Raw genomic sequence first — 24373 nt, 5'->3', positions numbered from 1 at the left:
TGTTCAATAAATTATTTGCGTTATTTCGTTAATTTACGTTAGTGTCCGGTAGAGCTGGTTTTGGTGGGTTATTTTTAATTGTGCTCTAGAGGTAAGACAATCGTATTGATTATAACAGCAATTTCAAGCAGTGGTTTCAATGTATTGCACTTTGATCAACTTAATGGCTTACGTAGCTGGTTTCGATAGTATTTTAGGTAAAATCACGTCATATCGCTAGTTGTTTTGTTGAAACAACAGCCCTTTAAAGCTTAAATAACTGGTTATTTGTTGATTATATTTGTGGTTTATTCTTTGTGAGAGAAAAAGCCATGCATTATACCCTTCTTCAGTTTCTTATTTTACTTTCGGTAGCTTTCCTGTTGATCATGTTGGCGCAAAAGGTAAAAATTTCCTATCCCATATTTTTAGTGCTGGCAGGTTTGGGGATCAGTTATATTCCAGGTATTCCTGCCATGTCGATTGATCCTGAAGTGATCTTCCTGATTTTTCTACCGCCTTTACTGTATGAGGCTGCCTGGTATACTTCCTGGAACGATTTCTGGCGCTGGCGAAGACCAATTAGTTTGCTGGCTTTTGGTTTGGTAATCATTACTTCACTGGCTGTTGCATTTTTAAGTTCCTCCATGATCCCTGGTTTTACACTGGCCATGGGCTTTCTGTTGGGTGGAATTGTATCGCCTCCTGATGCTATAGCCGCTACATCCGTACTTAAAAATATAAAAATTCCGAAGCGCATTACAACGATATTAGAAGGCGAAAGCTTGGTTAACGATGCATCCAGTTTAATCGTACTCCGGTTTGCATTGGCTGCGGTGATTACGGGTCAATTTTCACTTTCAAATGCGGCTGGCGATTTTTTCTTAAGTACCGTTATGGGAATTGTGATCGGTTTGGCCATTGCGCACGTGTTGTATGTTATCCACCGGTTTTTACCCACAACGCCAAGTATCGATGCCGCCATCACTTTAATTTCGCCTTATTTTATGTATCTGGCAGCAGAGCAATTCCATTTTTCGGGCGTTATGGCCGTGGTTAGCGGCGGTTTGTTCTTATCTTATCGTTCGCACGAAATTTTTGTAGATGGGCAAAGTAGGCTTCAGGCCATCAATGTTTGGGCAACACTGACTATTATCCTTAATGCTTTGGTATTTATTTTGATCGGATTGGAATTACCTATCATTATGGCTGGTTTAGAAGGCTATTCGCTTTGGGAAGCCTGTAGTTATGGCCTGATTATTAGTGTGCTTGTTATCGTGCTGCGTATTGCTTGGATTTATCCGGTAGCCTTTGTTCCTAGATGGTTATTTAAGAAAGTGAGGGCGCGGGAGGCTAATCCCGGGTGGAAAGGGCCATTGATTATCGGTTGGGCCGGAATGCGGGGCGTTGTTTCATTGGCTGCTGCACTTTCATTACCGCTCACCACTGCAGCCCACATTAATTTCCCACACCGGAATCTGATCATATTTATCACATTTGTGGTTATTTTGGTTACGTTGGTTTTTCAAGGGCTTACGTTGCCTTACATTATCAAGATGATTCATATTGAAGAAATTGATCCATTGGTGCCCGATGAGCAACAAGAAGCCAGCATTAAACTCCGCCTTTTACAGGTTTCTTTAAACCGCTTAGAAGAAAAGTATGTTGAAGAGACTGAGGGGATAGCTTTGGTAAAAGGTTTGAAAAATGAATTCGAAAACAGTTTAAACCATGCATCCAGAAGGTTGGAGTCGATGGAGTGCGAAGCAATCGAAAATGCCGAGATGGAAGTGTACAATCATATTTTAAAAGATATTTATCACATACAACGGCAAGAGCTGCATAAAATCCGTAAGGAAAAAGGATTTAGCGACGAGGTAATTAGAAAGCAGGAAATGCAGATCGATTTATCAGACACTAAAATCCCACATGGCAAGGGTGCCTTAAAAAAATAGATTATTTTAATTTGTGCTAATGTAAATGATGCTATTTAACAAATTCGAATTTTATTCCTAATTTTTTAATTTTCGAATTTAACGTAGTTGACGGAATATTCAGGATTTCTGCTGCTCCACCCGCTCCAAAAATCTTGCCTTTGCACATTTTCAAAATGTTCAATATATGTTCCCGTTCCATTTCTTCCATCGTTTTTATTTTGAAATGATCATCATCGGAAAAACCTGTAGTGGATGTCGGATTAGGAAGATCAACTTTGGTGATCGTTTCTCCTTCGGTTAACAATATCGTTCTTTCCATCAAATGTTCCAATTCTCTGATATTTCCAGGCCAGTCGTATAGCTGTAATTTGTGCAGGGCTTCAGTAGAGATTCCGGTAACAGCAGATGAACTTTTTTTGCCGTATTTATAAATGAAATAGGTCGCTAGCGCTGGAATATCTTCCTTACGTTGCCTCAATGTGGGCAATTCAATAGGGAAAACATTTAACCGATAATATAAATCCAGGCGGAATCTGCCATCTGATACTTCTTTTTCAAGGTTTCGGTTGGTGGCGGTTATAATCCTGACATTTATCTTTTTGGTATAATTTCCGCCTAAACGCTCAATTTCTTTTTCCTGAAGCACCCTTAATAATTTTACCTGTGCCTCAAAAGGGAGTTCGCCTATCTCATCTAAAAAGATCGAACCACCATCTGCCTGTTCAAATTTCCCGATCCGTTTTTCGTTCGCACCTGTAAATGCACCTTTTTCATGTCCGAAAAGCTCTGATTCAATTAAGGTTAAAGGTAATGCTGCACAGTTTACGGTAATTAAGGGTTTGTTTTTACGGGGAGATAATTTATGAATAGTCTGAGCGATTTTTTCTTTACCGGTACCACTTTCTCCTAAGATAAGTACCGAAGTATCATCTGGTGCCACCAGTTCTAATTTTTTGAAAGCCGCATGCAGTAAGGTGCTATTCCCGATAATACCATGAAAATCTTTCGGAATTTCAGGGTTCTCTCTTTTAACAATCAGTTCTTCAACTGCAGGTAAGGTTGGTGCAGGGATTTCTACCGTAATATCTTTTCTGTAAATAACCTGGTCCAAAATCAGCTCCAGGCTTTTCTTAAACTGATTAATAACTCCGGTATGCACTTTTGTATATAAATCAGAAAGGTGATTGAAGAAAACAAACTGGAAAAGCTCGTCATTCCTGTTAATTTCGGTAACCAGGGCCGATTCAAGGCGGTAATGATCAGAAAGGGCTTGTACCCAGGGGCTTTCCATTCTCAGTTTTCTAAAGTCATAACCATTAAAAATTGATTTTCCATTATGAACAAGCGCAGTACTGTTCCATGTTTTAAAATCACGATTGGAAACTTTAATTTCTTTCAATAAAGTTTCATTATTGAGCGTGTTAAATTTGCCATCAGGCGAACGCACAATATTAATGTCTTTTGTAGTCGTCCGGGGATTTGATTTGGTGATCCAAAGGAAATCGAAAGGTACAACCGGATGTAATACAGTACTAATTTGTTTCAACCGTTCCGAAACCGGTTCCTGCTTTTCTACGATGTATTCAATTTGTTTGTGAAACGATGGTTCTGTATGTTGATTGTACTTTAAATTTTGCTCCTGCCTGTAACGGGCAATATCCAGCATTACCATCAGGTCTTTCTCGCGAAAAGGCTTTACCAAAAAACCGTGTGGCAAGGTCGCTTTGGCGGCCTCCAGAATTCCCTGGTTGGTATTTGCAGAAATATAAATAAATGGAATTCCCATTTCGGTAAGTTGCCCGGCTAAATCAATTCCTGTTTTGTCGCCCTGCAAAAAGATATCCAATAATATCCAGTCGGGTTCTTTAGTTGAGATTAACTCAAGCGCTTTTATCACCGATGGAGCTATCCCACACACTTTATAGCCTGCTTTTTCGAGCATGATCCTCAGATCGTTGGCTACAATAAATTCATCTTCTACAATTAAGATTTTCTGTTTCATTTTCTATTTCAGGCGGGCATAATGTAAAAAACAATAACCGGCAAAGACTTTAAGCAGTTTAATACAATCATTTCAAGTCAAGAAAAATACCAGTTCTTAAGTTTTTGTATATCAGCGGATTGTTGTTTTGGTTCTTCTTTTAAATTCATGATATATCGTCGATTTACTAAATGTCACTAACGTTTTATATTCAGCTTTTTAATTTTAGAATTTAATGTTGTTGCCGGAATGCCTAAGAGCTCGGCTGCACCACCGCTGCCAGCAACCTTTCCTTTGCAGCGCGCTAAAACCCTGATGATATGATCTCTTTCGTTGTCGATAATCGTTTTTATTCCATTTTGGGTAAGGGGCTCCTCGTTTTTAATTCCAAGCTCCAAATGATCTGGATTAAGTTTTCCATTCGATGAAAGCAGCATACTCCTCAGCATCACATGTTCCAGTTCTCTGATATTGCCTGGCCAATCATACAACATCAGCCGATCCATAAAATCAGCGGGAATTTCAGAAATGTTTTTTCCTAATGCCTTTGCATGTTTCTGAACAAAATATTCAGCCAATAGTGGGATGTCGGTTTTTCGTCGACAAAGCGGAGGAACGTGTATTGGAAAAACATTAAGACGATAGAAAAGATCAAGCCTGAACCTGCCTTTTGCGATCTCTTTCTCCAGATTGAGGTTTGTTGCCGCAATTATTCTTAAATCGACTTTAATAGGTTGTTTGCCACCAATCCGCTCAATCTCTTTCTCCTGTAAAGCCCGGAGAAGCTTTGCCTGAAGGTCGAAAGGCATTTCTCCGATTTCATCAAGAAAGATGGTGCCTCCATTAGCCTCCTCAAATTTGCCGATTCTCGCGTTCAAAGCTCCTGTAAATGAACCTTTTTCGTGACCAAATAAAATAGATTCAATTAAATCAGCTGGTAGGGCAGCGCAATTTACGGCCACCATCGGTTTTGTGTTTCGATGCGATAGGCGGTGAATGCTTTTGGCAATTTCCTCTTTCCCTGTTCCGCTATCTCCGGTAATCAATACCGAAGTGTCGGTTGGTGCAACAATCTTAATCTTATCTAAAACACTCAGCAAAGCCGTGCTTTTACCGATAATGTTTTCAAAATCTTTTTTAGCTAAAGGATAGTCGCTTTGATGTAAAACTGATTCCGTTCCGGCTTTTTCAAGTTCAATAATATGCGCTAGCTTTTTCTCTAAGGTGCCTGATAAAAAATTAAGCAGCTCCATGTGGGCGGGCTGGTAAATATTTTCGGTTCTACTGTAAAATGAAAAGCTGATTTGATCGCCATTTTCCAGGTAGAAGGTTTTAACCAGATTGGAATAAAGATGATAGGTGGTGGCGATTAAGTTTTTCATTGGAGCGGCCCTTTTAACCCCTTCAAAATCATCACCAATGTAAATGGCATCAGCGGTGGTTTCCGGTACCAGTTGATTAATGGTATCGTATTCTGCCACGCTTAAACCTGTGTATTTTAAAAACTCATTTGCTGTAAATAAATCATACTGATTAAAGTTTTTTCTGGTGATTCCAATTTCGCTATATCGTTTTCCGTCTTTCCCAATACCCGAAAGTGCAATAAAATCAAAGGGAATATAAGGTTGAAAGGCACTTGCAATGGCTAATATTTTCTTTTGCCAGGTTAATGATTTCATTGAAATATCTACAATAAAATCCTGCATAAAGCGCTCACTGCTCATTTTCATGTTATTGCTATTTTCCCTGCGGTACCTGGCAATATCAATGCTCAATAAAATATCCCGGTCGCGGTAAGGCTTAACAATAAATCCGTACGGGCAGGTAGACTTTGCAGCCTCCAGCACTTTCTCATTCGAATTTGCGGAGACATAAATAAAAGGGATTTGACTTTTCATTAAGTCTCGCGCCAGATCAATGCCGGTTAACCGGCCTTTTAGGTAAATATCTAAAAGAACAAGGTCTACCTGATGTTTTTCCAATAAGGCTTGCGCATTTTTTACAGAATCAGCAATGCCAACAACATGGTAGCCGGCACGCTGCAAAATCATCTGCAGATCGTGCGCAACGATAAACTCATCTTCAACAATTAGAATTTTTTCGGTCTTCATCTCTAATTAATCTTTCAACAGGAATAAATCTTCATTTTTATTCATAAAAGTCAGGCTTAAGGAAACACCGTCATTGCTTTCCATCGTGAAAATGCCATCAATTTGGGCACTTAGTCCCTTCATCAAAATAATGCCCAGTGTGTTGCTCTGTTCATAATCAAAGTCGGCAGGTAAACCAATGCCGTTATCCTTAATAAACAGTTGATAATGATCTACCTGGCATTCTTTTAGAGAAATGATTACTTTTCCGCCCTGCCTATCGGGGAAAGCGTATTTGAAAATATTGGTAATCGCCTCGTTAATAATTAAGCCAAGCGGAACAGCTTTCGAAATATCCAGTTCGAGATTTAAAATATCCAATTCAAAGCTGATCTTTTTATCGTCGTTCAGGCTTTCCTTTAAATATTCAACTAATTCTACGATATAAGGCTGAATGTTGATGGTGGCCAGATTTTCTGTTTGATAGAGCTTTTGATGAATCAACGCAATACTTTTCAAACGGTGCTGACTTTCTTTTATGGCCTCAATTGCCGATAAATCTTCCAGGTAATAACTTTGGCTGTTTAACAAACTCATTGTTAACTGCAGGTTGTTTTTAACCCGATGGTGCACTTCCTTAATTAGGCTTTCTTTCTCTTCAATTAAATTATTTTTTTGTTGAATATTTACTTCAAGTTCGGCGTAGGCAAGGTCTATATCCGCTTTTTTCCTGACTAAAGTATCATGAAGTTTCTTTTTCAAACGAAATCGGCCATAGATTAAAACAAGCACGATAGTTAAAAATGCCAGCCCGGCGATAGTGGCGTTTTTGATCCATTGAATGCGGTTAAGTTCCTGACTTTGCAATTGTGATTTCTTTCTGAGGATTTCATTTTCATTCTCCTTTTGCGAAGCCTGGAATTCGATCTTCAATCGCTCAATGGTGTTTAAATTCTCCTGGCTAAGCATAGAATCTCTAAGCTTATGAAAAGTTTGCAGGTGAATAATGGCTTCGGCCGGACGATCTGTAGATACATCTATTTTGTAAAGAATTTCATTTAACCGGATCTGTCTTGGCAAGGTCATGCTGATCTGGTTTTCTCTCGCCCTCTCGGCGAATTGTAAAGCAAGCTCATATTTGTTTTGGGCAAAGTAAAATTCGCTTACAGAGAAGAAAACTGAAGTTTGGAAAGGGTTGGAATATGTTTTTAATGTAGCATCTTCCAGCAGTTTGTCGAAATACTTTTTAGCCAGATCGTACTTTTTTAACGCAGCATAACACTCGCCAAATGCCAGAAACATAAAATATTGATGCTCACTCGACGGATTGTTCACTTCGTTCCATGTTTTTTGAAGTATGGAGAGTGCTTTTTTGGCTTCACCTAGTTTGATCATTTGGCTCGTAATGGCATATGCCGTAACAAAGCGGAAAGGATCTTTTTTATCGCTACCATCAAGGGTTTTACGGTACCAGGTAATACTTTCTTTAGATTTGCCCATGGCCTCATAGGCAGAACCTACTCTGTTTAAATAGGTGCCGAGTACTTCCTCATGACTGCTTTGAGCCGTTTTTACACTTAGTAAAGCATAATTTAAGGCCTTGCTTAGTTCTCCTTTTCGTTCGTAAACTGCCGAAAGTAAATCGTAAGCCATTGGGAGGTCTGGGAGTTTAAATTTTTTATCCAGCGCTATTACTTCAAAAAGCTCTTTTATTGATAAATCAAATTTTTCTTCCTCTAAATGGAAGTCGGCCATTGCTTTTAGGAGTGTTGCCTCCCTGTATTTTTCCTGGAAAGAGGTGCCGATTTCTTTATATAAGGCATGTGCAGTGGCTGCCCGGTTGTAAAATGTTTTGTTTTTATAATCCGAAACGGTATCGGGAACATTGATGTAATACGAATACCATGCGCTGGCTTCAAAACGTTTGTTTCCGGTTTTTTGTGCAATAACGATTGCCTTTTCGTAGGTGAGTGCCTGCTGCACCCGCAAATGTTTTTTGTTTAAAAACCGGGCGTAAAGCATAAGTGTTCGAAATTCCCAGTTTAACGATCCGAGTTGATTACTTAAGGTAAGTGCTTTTTTCAGGTAAGGTAATGCCTTTGCTAAATTTTCTGGTTGGTCTTCTTGTTGATTAATGAAATGATCGGAAATTTTGATCAGGTATTTTACCTGGTTTGTATCAGGCTCAGCGTTTGCAAGAAGTTTGTTTAGCTTTTGAAGTGAATCCTTGGCATTTAAGTTGTTTACCTGATTTCTGGCCAAACTGTTATTGCTCTTAATGAGAATTAGAATAAAAGAACTAAGTACAACAGAGAAAACCACCATTTTATTGATGTACTTTACTGTTCCGGCTTTTTTAAGCAAACTATTTAATTCGATCATTCAAATTTACCTATTCAGGATATGCTCCCGTTTAATTTTAAATTTTTTAATTTTTGAGTTAAGGGTAGTCGCTGGGATGTGTAACATTTCGGCAGCCCCACCGACACCGGATATTTTGCCCTTACAATGTTTTAATATTGCCAAGATATGATCTCGCTCGTTTTCGTGGATGCTTTTGATTTTTTGCTCCTCCGAACCGTTAATGGCTTCATTTCTATCTATTTTAGGCAGGTGTATCTCTTTTAATATGTTGCCCGATGTTAATAGTATGCTCCGCTCAATTAGGTGCTCCAGCTCCCTTACATTTCCTGGCCAGGGGTAGAGCATCAGTTTGTTCAAGGCGCTTTTGGAAATAGCGTTTACCTGTCGCCCGGTTTTTTTGGAAATGCGTTCAATGAAGAAGGTTGTTAGCGGCGGGATGTCATCCAACCGATCCCTTAGCGGCGGGATTGAAATTGGGAATACGTTTAATCTGTAATAGAGATCACTTCTGAAATTTCCTTTTTCTATCTCTTTTAACAGATTCCTGTTGGTTGCAGCTATAATTCTAACATTCGTTTTAATTACGCCCTTACCACCAATGCGTTCTATTTCCTTTTCCTGGAGTGCCCTAAGTAGTTTCACCTGAAGGTCTAGCGAGAGCTCACCAATTTCATCCAAAAACAGCGTGCCATTATGGGCCAGCTCGAATTTTCCGATCCGCCGTTCTGTTGCGCCTGTAAAGCTGCCTTTTTCATGTCCAAAAAGTTCGCTTTCAGCCAGGCTGGCAGGGATTGCGGCACAATTGATTTTAACCATCAGTTCATTGTGGCGAAGTGATGAGTTGTGTAAGGCCCTTGCGATGAGTTCTTTTCCTGTTCCTGTTTCTCCAATAATCAATACTGTACTATCAGTAGCTGCCACGGCATCTACCAGGTGAAAAATGCTTTTTAACGATTCGCTTTGTCCGATGATCTCAGTATGGTTGTATTTATGTTGGATCTCTTCTTTTAGGTAAGTTTTCTCATCTTCTAGTTTTTGTTTGTATTGATTGATTTCTGCCAGCTGTAATTCAATTTTTTCATTGGCCAGGATGTTCGATATGGCTATTGAGATTTGCAGCGAAATGCCCTGAAGCAAATCAAAATAAATGTTCGATAGTGAGTTTGCGTTTTTAATATATAGGTAAAAGAAACCGATACAACCCGATCTGTCGACCATTTTGAGCCCGATCATTTCTTTAATACCTTTATTGTACCAAAATTCCAGCCAGGCAGGTGCATCATCCCACATTAAAACTTCTTCAACATTGAAAACAGTCGGTTTTTCCGATGAGATTATCGCCCTGCACATACCGTCATCGAGCGTATATTTCTTAGATGATTCTGGTGCTATACCTGTAGTTTTAAGGAAATCTTCTTTTTGGTTGTAGATAAAAGCACTATGGGTTTCCTGATCATCATTAATCAAACAGATCACGAAATCATCAAAATCAAATAGTTTTTTTAACTTTTGATCGATGACATCGAAGAGATCAAGTTTATTCCTGATGGAAGCAATGGAGTTGCTTAACGATAACAAAACTGCATTTTCCCTTTCTTTTTGTTCGAGTTTTTTAAATAAGCGTGCATTTTCGATTTCAAGTGCAGTCGCTCCATCAATATTCTGGATGGTATGTTCTTGATTTTGAGTTTCAGCTAAATTACCCTTGCTTTCCATGTCGCTAAATTAGGGTTTATTATTTTAATTAATTATTTTTTGTTCGTTAAATAGGTAGCGAAATTTCGTTATTTATTTGTTTTTAATGCTGATATTTAGTATGTTATGCGGTATTTTTGTGTTAATATTTTATTTTTTATTTCGTTATTATCCCTGTGTTGTCTTGCTGAACTTGTTTTTTTCGCAATTTTTATTGTTTTAAGGTCTAATAGCTACTTCGTGGTCAGCATCTTTCCGATCAAATAATAGCAAAACCCAAAAATAGGTCTTCATTGCTGAGGAGGAATGACGATACCTCAATCAAATTGCTATTCAGAAAATTAACTAAATACCCAACGCTGCGCCTTTGTATCTTTCTCCGATTTCTCTGTAGGCAACACACACCTTTCCCATTGTATCTTTTGTATTAAAAAGCAATATTCAAATTCGTAAATCAACGATATATAGTTAATCATATTTTATGCTTTTTTTTGTAAGTTGCTGATATGTAGTTGTTTGTTTGGTGGTATGTTTCTTGGAACAGTGAGGGAAACAAAAAATATTTAATTATGAAACCATCACCAGACTTATTATCTCCAGAAAACCACGCATTGGTATTAATCGATTTTGAAGGACAAATGGCTTTTGCAACCAAAAGCATCTCTATTACCGAACTTCGTACCAATGTAGCCATTATCTGTGGTGCATCTAAAATCTTTAACGTACCCACTATCGTAACCACAGTTGCTGAAGAATCGTTTGCTGGCCCTGTTTTTCCAGAGATTGAAGAATTTTATCCCCAGGCTACCTCAAATTATATCGATAGAACTTCGATGAATACCTGGGAAGATGAACCCGCTTACAAAGCAATCACTGCAACCGGAAAAAAGAAACTTGTATTGGCAGGCCTTTGGACAGGTGTTTGTATCGTTGGTCCGGCTTTATCAGCCTTATCAGAAGGTTTTGACGTTTTCGTAATTACTGATGCCTGTGGAGATGTAAGCAATGAGGCGCATGAGCGTGCAGTTCAACGAATGGTGCATGCTGGTGTAAAACCGGTAACCTCTGTGCAGTACATCCTTGAACTTCAAAGAGATTGGGCCAGAACCGGAACCTATGAGCCTGTAACCACACTGATGAAAAAATACGGTGCAGGTTATGGTCTTGGTATCCAGTATGCACACAAAATGGTAAAACACTAATCCTCATTTACATAAAATGAGAACTGATTATCCCCGTTTGGCGATCATAGCAGTAGTTTGTACTTGCTTTTCAATAACAAGTGCATCCGGCCAAAGCATCAGGCTTATGCGCTACGATGAGGATTATAGCAACCTGAAAGATTCGGCGAGGAACTTCTATAATACATTAAAGTTCCTGCCGCTTTCGGTTAATAAAAAAGTATACCTCAGTTTTGGTGGCGAGATCAGGGAGGAATATGGAGGAAAAATTAATGAGGATTGGATTAAGGATCAGGGGTTTAATTATTCTTTTTTACAGCGCTATTCGCTTTATGCCGATTTAAATATTGGAGAAAGACTGCGGTTTTTTGCCCAGATAAACAGTGCGCTCGAAAACGGCAGTAAATATGGGCCATCTCCGGTTGATGAGGATCAGCTTGCCGTTCAAAACCTTTTCGCAGAATATAGGATACTTAAAGATTCATTAAACAAATTAGCCGTTCGGGTGGGCAGGCAGGAAATAAATTACGGTTCGGGCAGGTTAATTTCTGTGCGGGAGGGTACAACAGTCCGGCAATACTTTACAGGAGCCAAGCTGATGTATGCAACACCACGGTTTTCGTTAGATGCATTTGTTTTAGAAGCCGATGAAGTTAATTTTGGGGTATTTGATAATCGCCCCAGCCATCAGGCCAATCTTTGGGGAGCTTATTCAAATCTCAATATCGAAAAAGGTGGAAACTTTGATTTCTATTATTTAGGCATCAGGCGTGACGATGCTGAATTTGAAGAAGGCATAGCAAAAGAAGTACGGCATACGGTAGCTACCCGGTATTGGAAAAGTGGCGGTGGTTTTATCTATAATGTAGAAGCGGCCTACCAGTTTGGTAGGTTTGGAAATGGTAATATTAATGCCTGGACGATGGCTATTGAATTGGGTTATACTTTCGAACAAACCAGGTTTAAGCCATCCATCAACCTTCGGAACGATTATATTTCAGGCGACCAGAAAGCAGGTAATGGAAAGCTACAGACCTTTAACCCTTTATATCCGAAAGGAGGGTATTTTGGCTTTAACCCACTCATCGGACCCTCGAATTTAATTGATCTGCATCCATACTTAACACTAACCTTAACTGATAAATTAAGCGTACAGACTGATGTTGTTTTCAACTGGAGGTATTCAACAAATGATGGCATCTATCGCCCGAGCGGAAATTATAACACAGCAGGTTCCCTTTCCGATCACCGCTTTATCGGTACCACTTATCTGCTCAGTGCAGATTATAAATTCAATAACAACCTTTCATTCGGTTGTGGGGGGCAATATTTCAGGGTAGGTGATTTTATAAAAGATATCGTACCACTCTGGGACAATTCAAAGTTTTTTAATGCTCAGGTATCATACAAATTTTAAACAATAAGAAAATGAAAAATAACTTCGCTAAACAATCAATAACTGCTTTCCAAAACTTCAGGCTAGCCATCATCATATTTTCTGTATTTGTTACAGGAACAGCATTTGCACAAAACACAACCGCAATAGGAACGGCTAAAGTTTGGGGTACAGTAGATGGAATTGCCATCGAAGGTGTTGTTCAGGGACCATCGGCGCAGGTTAGTGATTTACAGGTTGCCTGTGTTTTCGAATATACAGAAGGAGATATTTTTAACTCACCACCAGCACTTCCGCCTGCATTAAATGGTTTGGTACACCTAGATCAGGATATGAAAGGTTTGATCACTGAAATTCGCAAAAGCGGGAAATTTCTTGGTCACGCCAACGAAACCATTTTAATTTCTCCGCCAAAGGGTACTATAGGTGGTAAACGCCTGCTTTTAATTGGTCTTGGCGATCGGAATAAATTTACACCAGAACTGATGACCGGAGTAGGCAGCATCGCCATGAGAGAAGCGCTTAAACTTGGTGTAGATAACTTTTCTTTTGCAAGTGATTTAAAAGATGCAGGGATCGACTCGCCAACGGCATTGGTTGCAGGTAATGTTGTAAAAGGCATTTTCGAAGCCTACAGAACCCAAACCTGGTTAAAAGAAAAGAACATGTCAACCTTTAAGCCAGTAGCGAAAGTCATGCTTTTAGCAGGGCCAGCATTTTTTACAACAGCTGGAGAAGGCATTCAGGAAGCAATTGCTGCCATTAAAAATTAAGATCTCGAAATCTAAATAGAAGATACCATGACTGCAGATGTAATTTTATTCAATGGTAAAGTTCATACCATTACGAAGCACAAGGAAGAAATAACAGCTGTTGCCATTAAAGATGGCAAGTTTATCGCTGTTGGTCGTGATAGCGACATCATGAATTTTTCGGGTTCTGCAACGAGGCTGATTGACCTTGGTAAAAAACGTGTAGTCCCTGGGATTAACGACTCCCATATTCATTTAATCCGTGGTGGGTTAAATTTCAATCTGGAATTACGCTGGGATGGTGTTCCGTCACTGGCCGATGCCTTGCGGATGCTTAAGGAGCAGGTAGATATTACCCCATCACCACAATGGGTGCGCGTAGTTGGGGGCTGGTCTGAATTTCAGTTTGCTGAAAGGAGAATGCCTACCCTGGAAGAAATAAATGCCATTGCGCCCGAAACACCTGTGTTTATTCTGCACTTATACGATCGTGCTTTTATGAACCGCGCTGCACTTAAAGCCGTTGGATATACCAAAGATACGCCTGCGCCTCCGGGTGGAGAAATTCAAAGAGATATGAATGGGGAACCTACCGGATTGATTATCGCGAGCCCGAATGCGATGATTCTATATTCTACGCTGGCAAAAGGTCCGAAACTTTCTTACGAACATCAGATAAATTCTACCCGTCATTTTATGACAGAACTGAACCGTTTCGGGATTACCAGTGTAATTGACGCTGGTGGAGGTTTTCAGAATTTCCCCGACGATTATAAAGTTGTAAACGAATTAAATGAGCAAAAACAACTTACTGTTCGCATTGCTTATAACTTGTTTACACAACGCCCAAAACAGGAATTTGAAGATTTTGATAACTGGACCAATACTGTAAAACTTTATCAGGGAGATGATATGTACCGCCACAACGGGGCAGGCGAGATGCTGGTTTTCTCGGCAGCCGATTTCGAAGATTTTCTTCAGCCACGGCCAGACCTTTCGGATAATATGGAGCCTGAACTGGAACGTGTAGTACGTTTGCTGGTCGAAAAAAGATGGCCATTCAGGCTTCACGCCACTTATAATGAAAGTATCAGCCGCTTTCTAAATGTTTTCGAAAAGGTAAATAGAGATATTCCTTTCGCTGGTTTGCCATGGATTTTCGATCATGCCGAAACCATCGACGAACGGAACATTGAGCGTGTAAAAGCTTTAGGTGGCGGTATAGCGATCCAGAGCAGGATGGCCTATCAGGGCGAATATTTTACTGAAAGATATGGTGCAAAAGCTGCCTTACAAACGCCGCCGGTAAAAAAGATGCTCGAAATGGAAGTTCCCGTTGGCGGAGGCTCTGATGCCACACGCGTAAGCAGTTACAACCCATGGGTTTCGATGTTTTGGTTAACTGCCGGTAAAACAGTTGGTGGCTTAAAAATCTACAGTGAAGAAACCGTTTTATCAAGAGAAACCGCTTTAGAACTGTACACCAGAGGCAGTGCCTGGTTTTCGAACGAGCAGCAAAAAAAGGGCGATATCAAAGTAGGCATGCTGGCAGATTTGGCTGTTTTAAATCACGATTACTTCGAAGTTACCGACGAACAGATCAAAAGTATCGAATCTGATTTAACAATTGTTGATGGCAAAATTGTGTATGCAAAAGGTGATTTCTCTTCGTTTTCACCGCCAAAAATCCCGATTCTTCCAGACTGGTCGCCAACCAAAAACTATAATGGATATTATTCTCCATTGATGCATAAAACAGATCAGCAAGGAAAAACAAAAGGGGCAAACGGATCCGGTTCCGTTTTAGCAATGGTGCATTCCTGCGTGGGTAGCTGTAATGTCCATAACCATAATCACGATGCAGTAAGGGCCAGCAACCTCCCTGTAAACAATTACACCGCATTTTGGGGCGCTCTGGGCTGCTCATGCTTTGCTTTTTAAATTATGGAAAATATCATCAAATACCTATTGTATTCTGATTTGGGATCAGACTTTAACAATTGGGCTGTACTTACTTTCAGGGTGCTGCTCATGGTTGAGCTTTTTAGGGTTCATGGAATGAAAAAGTTCCGTGTTCAAAATGGAGAAAAGGAGCATGTACCCAATCCCCTGGGGCTGCCCGATAAACTGAACGGTTTAGTGGCTACATTTTCTGATACCATTGTACCGTTTCTCGTTGCCATAGGTGTTGGAACCAGGCTGTTCCTTCTGCCATCTATAGGCGTAACGGCTATCGGGTACTTTGTAGTACACAGAAAAGATTCGGTTGAGGTACGCGATGTGCCTTACATGTATACACTAGCTATGCTGTTTTTATGGGTAATCGGACCTGGCACTATTTCAATAGATCATTATTTATTCAATACACTTTTTAATTAATATAAACATTAAATCACAAATTATGGAAGCCAAAATTGGAATCAGCGCAGAAAACCTTGCCGAGGTTGCACATTCGTTGAGCAAAATTCTTGCAGATGAGTACGTTTTATACACCAAAACCCGCAAAGCACATTGGAATGTAGAAGGGCCAGACTTTTACAACAAACACAAATTCTTTGAAGAGCAATACACCCAATTGGAAAGTATTGTTGACGAAGTTGCAGAACGTATCCGTAAACTCGGTCATTACGCACCCGCATCGCTTAAACAATTTCTGGAATTAACTCACTTAAGCGAAGATGACCGTGGTAAAAACGATGCATTAACCTACATCAAAATACTGCTTGCCGATCATGAGAGTATCCTGATCCATTTAAGAGAAAACATTGATAATTATGCAGGTGCGCTTAAAGACGCCGGAACAAGCGATTACATTACAGGATTAATGGAAACACACGAAACCATGGCCTGGATGTTAAGGGCACATTTATCATAAAATCAAAAACAAAATGGAAGAAAAACAGAACAATATCTGGTTTGTAACCCTTGTATTAACCATTATAGCTGGCTTTTGTGATGCGATTACCTTTGTTGCTGCTGATAAAATTTTCTCGGCACACGTTACCGGAAACTTTATCGTATTCGCTTATCAAATGATTAAAGGCTCGGACGGGGATGCACGGATCAAGCTGCTAACTTTCCCAATATTTATGCTCTCGGTTATGGCTGGAGGCTGGATATCGGCGAGATTTTCGAACAGGCATTTTCTGCTTTTATGCGAGGGGATTATCCTATTGCTTGGTGGGGCAATTGCCTATTCGCTCGGCTATATCGATAATGGAGAAATTACCTGGCCCATGTACCTGGTTACCATGATTGTTGTTTTCGCTATGGGTTTGCAAAACGCATTTGGGAAACTTTTTGTAAAGGAAACATATGGGCCAACAACTATGATGACGGGCAATGTAACCCAGTTCGCACTCGATATCAGGTCTTTTTGCAATTCTGGTTTTAAAAATACCGATTTCCTTTCGGGGATAAACAGAGGATTGATTACGTTAGGAGGCTTTTTAATAGGATGCATTCTTGGCGCCTGGATCGGGCAGCTATTTGGTTTGGTGGGCATTATGCTACCCGGTGTAGCAATGATTATTTGCTATTATACCACAAAATCAAGCATAAACAATGTTAAGCTTTAAACATGCTGGCCAGAAATAGTGCAATCATTTTTTTAAACAAGAACATTAAATGTTTGCTAATCACTTTCGTTCTGATCAACCCTGCCTTTGTAAAAGGGCAGGGTATTAGGACCAAGACAGAGGTAGAGGTTGCTGAGATGAAACTGCGCAGGCTTGGACAAACAGAAAAGAAAGTCGATTTATTAGTTGATCTGGGTACATATTATCTCAATTTGCCCGGTGAAATAAAAGCAGATTTAGCTAAAGCGATGAGTATTCAACAGCAAGCGCTTAACCTGGCCGGTAAAATCGAATATCCTAAGGGAATAGCTATGAGTACGGTGCTTAAAGGCAATATTCTCCGCGAATCTGGAGATAAGATAGGCAGTACCAAAATCTACGAACAAGCAATCGCTTTTGCCGGTAAAATGGATCTAAAAGATCAATTGGCAGCCGCTTATGCTGCTATGGGGAATCTTTTTGGCAATGAGGGAAAAGATCTTGAAAAGAAGATCGGCTACAATGAAAAATCGCTGGCCCTATACCGCCAGACTGGCAATAAGTTAGAAGAAGGTAACTCGCTTAAAAACCTGGGCGATTATTACAATATAAAAGGCCAACCAGCTTATGCCATTAAACTGATGGATTCATCCCTAGCTGCTTACAAAGCTATTGGATTTAAGGAACTGCAGGGTGTTTACAACAATATGTGTATTACCAATATTGGCCTTGGTAATTTTTCCAATGCATTAAAGTACGGTTTGCTGGCCGAAAAAACCGCAGATCAACTGGCCGATACGAGTTTACAAAGAAGTTCTATAAACAACCATCTAGGCTTAACCTATTATTACCTGAGGAATGATCAGAAAGCGCTTGATTATTGGTTGGTGGCTAAGAAAATTGCAGAACGGTATAAAGACCCTGGTTATATGCAAACCATTGTGGCCAACGTAGCTACCATATTGGTGCGGATGAAAAAGTTCGAAGAGGGTATAGCCGCACTGAAAGAGCTGATTAGAAAATACCCGCCAACTGATACGCAGATGAAACTTCGGATCCCATACATTTTGTTCAACACCTATTACGATATTGAGCAGTACGCCAAAGCGGAACCTTATTTTAAAGAACTGCAAAAGTTTCATCACGATCTGCCTAAAGATGATCCGAATCAGATCTATTTATACCGGAGTATCATCAGGAAACTGATTCACGATAAACAGTTTGTAGCTGCCGACGGTTATTTACAAGAACATGAAAAACAAAGTTTACAACAGAAAAACTTGTTGGCACTTTCTCAGTTGCACCGGCTTTGGTTCGATGTAGATTCTGCACTGAATAAGCCCTGGTCGGCAGTGGCACACTATAAAACGTACAAGAGATTAACAGACTCTATTTGGAACAACGAAAAGAACAAACAAATTTCGGGTTTGGAAATTGAATACCAGACCAAGAAAAAGGATAAAGACATTGCATTGCTTAGTCAAAAAAATCAATTGCAGAAAGTTACGATCGAAAATGAGGGCAGATTGAGGTATATATTTATTGCCGGTTTATTAATCGCTGCCATGTTTGTGGGTTTGATTTATAACCGGTATCGTTTAAAAAGGCGTAGCAATCTTATTTTAGAACAAAAGCAGGGAGAAATAAACGCGCAGAACGAATTGCTCAGGAAAATACTCAACGAGAAGGAATGGCTTCTGCGCGAAATCCATCACCGGGTTAAAAACAACCTGCAGATTGTCATCAGTCTGCTTAATACCCAATCGGCTTACCTGGATAATGAAGATGCTTTAGTGGCCATCAGAAATAGTCAGAACCGGATGCATGCCATGTCGCTTATCCACCAGAAGCTCTATCAATCTGATAATCTAGCAGAAATTGATATGAAATGGTACATCAAAGAACTGGTCGATTACATGATCGAATGTTTTGGTACTGATAAAATCCAGTTCACTTTGGAAACAGAGGTGATTAAATTAGATGTTGCACAAGCCGTTCCGCTTGGTTTGATCCTGAACGAGGCCATTAGTAACGTGATTAAATATGCTTTTCCGGATGATAAAAAAGGTAAAGTGCACATTTCTTTCCTGTTTATGGGAGAGGAGTGCTGCGAACTAAAAATTGCAGACACAGGGATTGGTTTGCCAGCAGGCTTTGATCCTGATCATACCGAATCACTTGGAATGAGCTTAATGACGGGTCTTACCGAACAGCTTAACGGAGAAATAAAAATGTGGAATGATGATGGCCTTGTGCTTGATGTCATCTTTAAACGGCACAACGAATTAATTACTGAAAGCTCAGCACTATTAATAAATAAAAATTAAACGATATGAATAATAACATTTTAGGTTTACACCACATTACAGCGATTGCTGGCAATGCACAGCAAAATTTCGATTTTTATACCAAAACACTAGGTTTAAGGTTAGTGAAAAAGACAGTTAACTTTGATGACCCTGGTACTTACCACCTTTATTATGGTGATGAAACCGGGGCGGCTGGAACCATCCTTACTTTTTTTCCATGGGATGGAATTGGCCAGGGGACGGAAGGCGTGGGCATGGCAACAGAAATTGGTTACTCGGTACCTGAGGGCAGCCATCAGTTCTGGTTAGAAAGATTTGGTGTAGCTAATGTTAAGACGAAAGAAATTACAGAACGTTTTGGGGAGCAGGTATTGGCTTTTAAAGATCCCGATGGTTTGTCGCTGAGTTTAATTGTGCCAAAAACAGCAGATATAAGAACGCCTTGGGAAACTACCGAGATTAAAAAAGATACCGCGACCAAAGGCTTTCACAGTACCACTTTAACTTTGCAAAGCATCGATGAAACGGCTAAGGTACTCACCGATCTGTTTGGTTACCGATTATTGGGGCAAGAAGAAAACCGCTATCGTTTTATTACCGATACGGTAGAAAATGCAGCCATTGTAGATTTGTTGGAAGTTCCGTCTGGCCACAGGGGCAGAAATGCTGCCGGTACCAACCACCATGTAGCATTCCGTGTTAAAAACGAAGATATTCAAATGGAATTGAGGGAGCAGATTTTAAGTAAAAACTTACAGATTACGCCTAAAATCGACCGTGATTATTTCTACTCTTTATATTTCCGCGAACCAGGAGGTGTACTTTTCGAAATCGCTACAGAAAATCCAGGCTTTACGGTTGACGAACCTTTGAATGAGTTGGGAACACATTTAAAATTACCACATCAACACGAGCATTTACGCGAAGATTTGGATAAATTACTTCCAAAATTAATTTAAAAGATGGCACAAGTAAAATTAAACATTCAGGAAAGCGAACCAAGTTCGTTCGACATTTATGATGAAGACGGAAAAGTTGGCGAAATGATTTTCGACATCAAGGATAATGATTTAACCGTTTACCATACGGAAGTAGATACCGCAAAAGAAGGACTCGGGTATGCTAAAATGTTGCTTGATGCGATGGTTGCCTATGTCCGTGAAAATAAATTGATGGTGATCCCGATGTGCCCATACGTGCACATCCAGTTTAAGCGGCATGAAGATTTATACCATGATATCTGGAACAAAGTAAAAGAAGAAGAATAGCGAGATGAAAGAAATTATAAAAGCTGGAAAAAGCTTCGATCAGGCAGAAAAAGTGCTGATCATGATCCATGGACGTGGGGGAACGGCACAGGATATTTTATCAATGGCAGCATACCTTAACGTTTCCAATTTTGCATTGGTGGCGCCACAGGCGACAAATAACACCTGGTATCCACAGTCATTTCTGGCCCCTCGGGCAGCTAACGAACCTTCTTTATCGAATGCATTAAATACCATAAAAGAAACCGTACTTGATCTGGAAAAACAAGGTTTTACAAAAGAACAGATTTACTTTTTGGGTTTCTCACAGGGTGCCTGTTTAACGCTCGATTTTGTTGCCGCAAATGCGGCGCGTTATGGTGGTGTAGTGGCTTTCACAGGTGGTCTTATCGGTGAAAAGGTAGATCACCGCAATTATCATGGCGACTTTGACGGTACACCTATCTTTATCGGAAGCAGCGATCCAGATATGCATGTTCCCGTATCCAGGGTTAAAGAATCAACTGTTTTATTAGAAGAAATGGGGGCAAGGGTTACCGAGATTATTTACGAAAATATGGGGCACACCATCAGCCAGGCAGAAATTACGCAGGTGAATAAATTAATTTTTAACGATTAATTTTTAAATGGAAAAAGAAACGGGTAGAATAGAGGCTTTTAGCGATGGTGTTTTTGCCATTGCTGTTACGCTTTTGGTACTCGAACTTCACATTCCCGAACTGAAGGATGGTGATACGCCCGTTCACTTACTAAATGCACTGAGAATTCAATGGCCTGGTTATATTGCTTTTGTCATTTCATTTTTCAGCATTTTCATTATCTGGGTAAATCATCATAAAATTTTTAAACAGATTTACAAGCGAAACACAGGGCTCATGTTTGCCAATGGATTTATTCTGTTCCTGGTTTCGCTTGTTTCTTATCCCAGCGCCTTATTGGCTAAGTTTTTTCTCAGTGATTCGAAACAGCTTTCGGTAACCATTTACACAGGATTGTTCGTTTTGATTAACCTGGCTTTTAACCTGTTGTGGCAACAAGCTACTTCAGATAAAAAATTATTACGTCCCGGAATCAGTGATGCCGCCATCAGGCAACTCCGGAACAACTACCTGTATGGGTTCCCAACCTATCTAGCCGCTTTTGTTGTTTCATTCTTCTATCCGGATTTAGCCCTAGGTATTTGTGTTTTACTCTGGGTTTTCTGGGCAGCATCATCAAAGAAAATTAACTTTACCGAAACACCAGCTTTGTAATTAAAAAGGATTTGAGTCATAATAAATGTCGAAATTATGGTTGTTGATCATGACTAATCCCTTCTACTATATTTCGTATTCAAAATCGCCTTTTAGCGGAATATCGTGAACCATTTATAATCACGGTATTGCCAAGATAGCATTAGCACCTTATTCTTGCCTTTGGCATGTTCTTTGAATTCGCGGGTTTGAACAATAAGCAAAAACCAATTCTTATCGGATCAATCCTCAATCGCTCAGAGGTGACGAAAAATCTTCCCGATGTTGTTCGTTTTGGTAATTGCATTAAAGTTCATTCATCCAATTCCCAGATAAATATTCCGGGAAAGATCAATTATAAAAAATGAGAAAGCAGGAAACAGATTTTAACACGGGCACTAATGTTGATGGCAACGATGTTAAACCTCGTGCCGATTCTTATTTCGAAATAAGGGCAGAAACCGTAGCTGAACAAGAAAAGAATTTTACGCTTAGAGAACTGTTTCAAGGGGTGTTTTCTAAACTCCATCCTTTATTCTCGATTGATTGCGGTGCATTAATTCTTTATAACGATGAAATGGACCACATTACAAGAGCCTATCTTACAGAGGTCATTTCAGGGAAAATATCCTGTACCGAAACCATTTCTGATCCGGTTAGCCTTTCACTTATTACAAAAGAGATAGCTGGTTTTGATTTTCCTGTGCTCAAATCGCGACAAGATTGGATAACTGATTTTGGTGAGAACCATTGCCTCACCAATCATCCTACAGAATATCATTTTCATTGTTATATTCCATTAGAGAACAACGGTCGCATACTGGGGACTTTTGAACTTCATAATCACAAGCGGGAATTAAGTGCAGAAGGATTGACTTTTTGCTGTAACATTGCCGATTTTATTGCCGGACTGCTGGCTGTAATGGAGGAAAGAAATGGATATTCGCCCAATCTGGGAACACTTGTCAAGTCTGAAATTATAAATGGCCCCAAAACATCAGTACAAGCTGAGGGGAAAATTAAGCAGTTAGAAAATGAAATCGAAAAACTGAGTACTCAGCTTGCTGAATACCTCATTTTTAAACCGGAAGAATCACCTGAAATTCTTACACACCCAGAAATTGTTGGCAGCAGTCCGGAAATGCAGGAAGTTTACAGCCTGCTCAATCGAATTTCCTCTACACAAACTACGGTTTTAATTTTAGGTGAGACGGGGACGGGTAAAGAATTGATCGCCAAGGCGGTTCACGATGCGTCTACAAGAAAACAGAAAACAATGATTAGGGTTAATTGTGGCGCCATTCCACCTAATTTGATCGAATCTGAACTTTTTGGTCATGAGAAAGGGAGTTTTACAGGTGCTACGGAAAGAAGGATCGGCAAGTTTGAACAGGCACATAAGGGTACAATCTTTCTGGATGAAATTGGGGAGTTACCGCTCGATTTACAAGTTAAATTACTCCGTGTTTTACAGGAAAAAGAAATAGAGCGTGTTGGTGGTAAAACAACTATTGTGACTGATGTGCGCATCATCTCGGCCACCAACAGAAACCTTTTAGAAGAAGTGGAGGCCGGGCGGTTTAGGCGTGATTTATATTATAGGTTAAATGTTTTTCCGGTTTCATTGCCATCCCTTCGAAATCGGAAATCGGATATACCTGCGTTGGCTACTTTTTTCTTAGAGAAATTTGCCAAAAAGTTGAATCGAAATATTGATGGATTTTCAAAAAAGGCAATTTCCACGATGATGGCTTACAGCTGGCCTGGCAATGTAAGAGAATTGGAGCACCTCATCGAAAGGCAGGTGGTAATGGCAGATGGGACCCTGATTAAGGATATCGAAATTCCGGGCAATAACAAACAATCTATATCTTCAGCTGGGGCTGTTAAAACCATATTTGAAAATGAACGCGATCATATATTCACTGTATTAGAATTATGTAACGGGCGGATTTCCGGTCAGCATGGCGCGGCAAAATTATTGGGTGTTCCGGCAACCACATTAAATTCGAAAATCAAAAAGCTTGGCCTGGCCAAAAAACACGTTTATTGATAATCTTGAAGCAATAGTGTTCGCGCTTATTCTTTTGAGTATTGTTTGCTGAAATGGCGATATCTCCTGAACTTTTCTAAAGATATCGCCATTTTTCCTGGTACAACGATTGGCCTAAATATCCAATTCGAAAGATGAGCGGGAGGCCTTGTCTGCCTGGTCTAACAAGTCGGCATCGTGTTCAGCAGCCCTTTCATCACTGATGATTGTACTTTGATTTAACGCATCTTCTTCACTGGTTAACGCATCTTCCTTATCGTCAGAAAGTTCTTCTTTATTTGGGTCTATAATCATGGTTTTTTTTATTTAAAGATAACCATTTAAATACGTTAACATCCTCTTTTTTTATTTTAAATTCAATAATTCAATTTTCAGTTTAAGACAGATTTTTTTATAAAAATTTCATCATAAATTTACTTTATATCGTTAATGATTTATTATTGATTTGTATTTAATCTTTTGTAAATCAATATTTTGTTGGTTGATTTTTTGTTAGCTTAATGTTTTGCGTGCAATTGGCGAGACCGGGCAATGCGTCGCGATATTGATTGTTTTATCGCAATACTTGTAGAAGTATTG

The 24373-nt window shown here is 39.7% G+C and carries 19 protein-coding genes; 14 read left to right on the top strand and 5 right to left on the bottom strand.

The features are described from left to right. Positions 1–311 precede the first annotated feature (311 nt). Positions 312–1934 (top strand): Na+/H+ antiporter, encoded by a 1623-nt coding sequence (locus H9N25_RS14010; protein ID WP_190326309.1) that lies wholly within the window; start codon positions 312–314, stop codon positions 1932–1934. Positions 1935–1965: 31 nt separating this feature from the next. Here the strand turns inward: H9N25_RS14010 and H9N25_RS14005 are convergent, their stop codons facing one another. From H9N25_RS14005 to H9N25_RS13990, 4 genes are all read right to left on the bottom strand, one after another. Then, positions 1966–3918 carry a sigma 54-interacting response regulator gene (locus tag H9N25_RS14005; RefSeq protein ID WP_190326308.1) on the bottom strand — a complete coding sequence of 651 codons (1953 nt, stop codon included), beginning with the start codon at positions 3916–3918 and terminating at the stop codon, positions 1966–1968. A 176-nt stretch (positions 3919–4094) separates the two neighbouring features. Next, positions 4095–6008, bottom strand: a complete 1914-nt coding sequence (locus tag H9N25_RS14000) for a sigma 54-interacting transcriptional regulator (RefSeq protein WP_190326307.1) — start codon at positions 6006–6008, stop codon at positions 4095–4097. Between the two features lie 6 nt (positions 6009–6014). Next, the gene (locus tag H9N25_RS13995) at positions 6015–8369 is read right to left on the bottom strand and encodes a tetratricopeptide repeat-containing sensor histidine kinase (RefSeq protein ID WP_190326306.1); all 2355 of its coding nucleotides are present in this window, start codon (positions 8367–8369) and stop codon (positions 6015–6017) included. A 6-nt stretch (positions 8370–8375) separates the two neighbouring features. Continuing rightward, positions 8376–10067 carry a sigma-54 interaction domain-containing protein gene (locus tag H9N25_RS13990; protein WP_190326305.1) on the bottom strand — a complete coding sequence of 564 codons (1692 nt, stop codon included), beginning with the start codon at positions 10065–10067 and terminating at the stop codon, positions 8376–8378. 548 nt (positions 10068–10615) lie between these two features. Between H9N25_RS13990 and H9N25_RS13985 the strand changes: the two genes are divergently transcribed. The 13 genes from H9N25_RS13985 (at position 10616) to H9N25_RS13925 (ending at position 23794) form a co-directional block, all read left to right on the top strand. Continuing rightward, the gene (locus tag H9N25_RS13985) at positions 10616–11248 is read left to right on the top strand and encodes a hydrolase (protein ID WP_190326304.1); all 633 of its coding nucleotides are present in this window, start codon (positions 10616–10618) and stop codon (positions 11246–11248) included. Between the two features lie 106 nt (positions 11249–11354). After that, the gene (locus H9N25_RS13980; RefSeq protein ID WP_223833389.1) at positions 11355–12644 is read left to right on the top strand and encodes an alginate export family protein; all 1290 of its coding nucleotides are present in this window, start codon (positions 11355–11357) and stop codon (positions 12642–12644) included. An 11-nt stretch (positions 12645–12655) separates the two neighbouring features. Beyond that, positions 12656–13396 carry a M17 family peptidase N-terminal domain-containing protein gene (locus H9N25_RS13975; RefSeq protein ID WP_190326302.1) on the top strand — a complete coding sequence of 247 codons (741 nt, stop codon included), beginning with the start codon at positions 12656–12658 and terminating at the stop codon, positions 13394–13396. A gap of 27 nt (positions 13397–13423) precedes the next feature. Then, on the top strand, positions 13424–15316 hold the full coding sequence (locus H9N25_RS13970; RefSeq protein WP_190326301.1) for an amidohydrolase: 1893 nt from the start codon (positions 13424–13426) through the stop codon (positions 15314–15316). Positions 15317–15319: 3 nt separating this feature from the next. Next, positions 15320–15754, top strand: a complete 435-nt coding sequence (locus H9N25_RS13965) for a DoxX family protein (RefSeq protein WP_167295355.1) — start codon at positions 15320–15322, stop codon at positions 15752–15754. A gap of 22 nt (positions 15755–15776) precedes the next feature. Beyond that, positions 15777–16250, top strand: coding sequence for a Dps family protein (locus H9N25_RS13960; RefSeq protein ID WP_190326300.1), 474 nt, complete (start codon positions 15777–15779; stop codon positions 16248–16250). A 13-nt stretch (positions 16251–16263) separates the two neighbouring features. Continuing rightward, positions 16264–16953: a YoaK family protein gene (locus tag H9N25_RS13955; protein ID WP_190326299.1), complete on the top strand. Its 690-nt coding sequence runs from the start codon at positions 16264–16266 to the stop codon at positions 16951–16953. A 2-nt stretch (positions 16954–16955) separates the two neighbouring features. Continuing rightward, positions 16956–19259 (top strand): sensor histidine kinase, encoded by a 2304-nt coding sequence (locus H9N25_RS13950; protein ID WP_190326298.1) that lies wholly within the window; start codon positions 16956–16958, stop codon positions 19257–19259. A gap of 5 nt (positions 19260–19264) precedes the next feature. Beyond that, positions 19265–20200 (top strand): ring-cleaving dioxygenase, encoded by a 936-nt coding sequence (locus tag H9N25_RS13945; protein WP_190326297.1) that lies wholly within the window; start codon positions 19265–19267, stop codon positions 20198–20200. Positions 20201–20203: 3 nt separating this feature from the next. Then, positions 20204–20509, top strand: coding sequence for a GNAT family N-acetyltransferase (locus H9N25_RS13940; protein WP_167295350.1), 306 nt, complete (start codon positions 20204–20206; stop codon positions 20507–20509). 4 nt (positions 20510–20513) lie between these two features. Next, positions 20514–21128 (top strand): alpha/beta hydrolase, encoded by a 615-nt coding sequence (locus H9N25_RS13935; RefSeq protein WP_190326296.1) that lies wholly within the window; start codon positions 20514–20516, stop codon positions 21126–21128. A gap of 7 nt (positions 21129–21135) precedes the next feature. Continuing rightward, a complete protein-coding gene (locus tag H9N25_RS13930; protein ID WP_190326295.1) occupies positions 21136–21762 on the top strand; it encodes a TMEM175 family protein in 627 nt (208 codons plus the stop codon). A gap of 343 nt (positions 21763–22105) precedes the next feature. Next, positions 22106–23794 carry a sigma-54 interaction domain-containing protein gene (locus H9N25_RS13925; protein ID WP_223833388.1) on the top strand — a complete coding sequence of 563 codons (1689 nt, stop codon included), beginning with the start codon at positions 22106–22108 and terminating at the stop codon, positions 23792–23794. Positions 23795–23908: 114 nt separating this feature from the next. Here the strand turns inward: H9N25_RS13925 and H9N25_RS13920 are convergent, their stop codons facing one another. Then, on the bottom strand, positions 23909–24088 hold the full coding sequence (locus H9N25_RS13920) for a hypothetical protein (RefSeq protein ID WP_169501870.1): 180 nt from the start codon (positions 24086–24088) through the stop codon (positions 23909–23911). Positions 24089–24373 lie beyond the last annotated feature (285 nt).

The organism is Pedobacter riviphilus (genome assembly GCF_014692875.1).
In the GTDB taxonomy this organism is placed as follows: domain Bacteria; phylum Bacteroidota; class Bacteroidia; order Sphingobacteriales; family Sphingobacteriaceae; genus Pedobacter; species Pedobacter riviphilus.
This window is presented reverse-complemented; position numbering and strand designations above follow the sequence as displayed.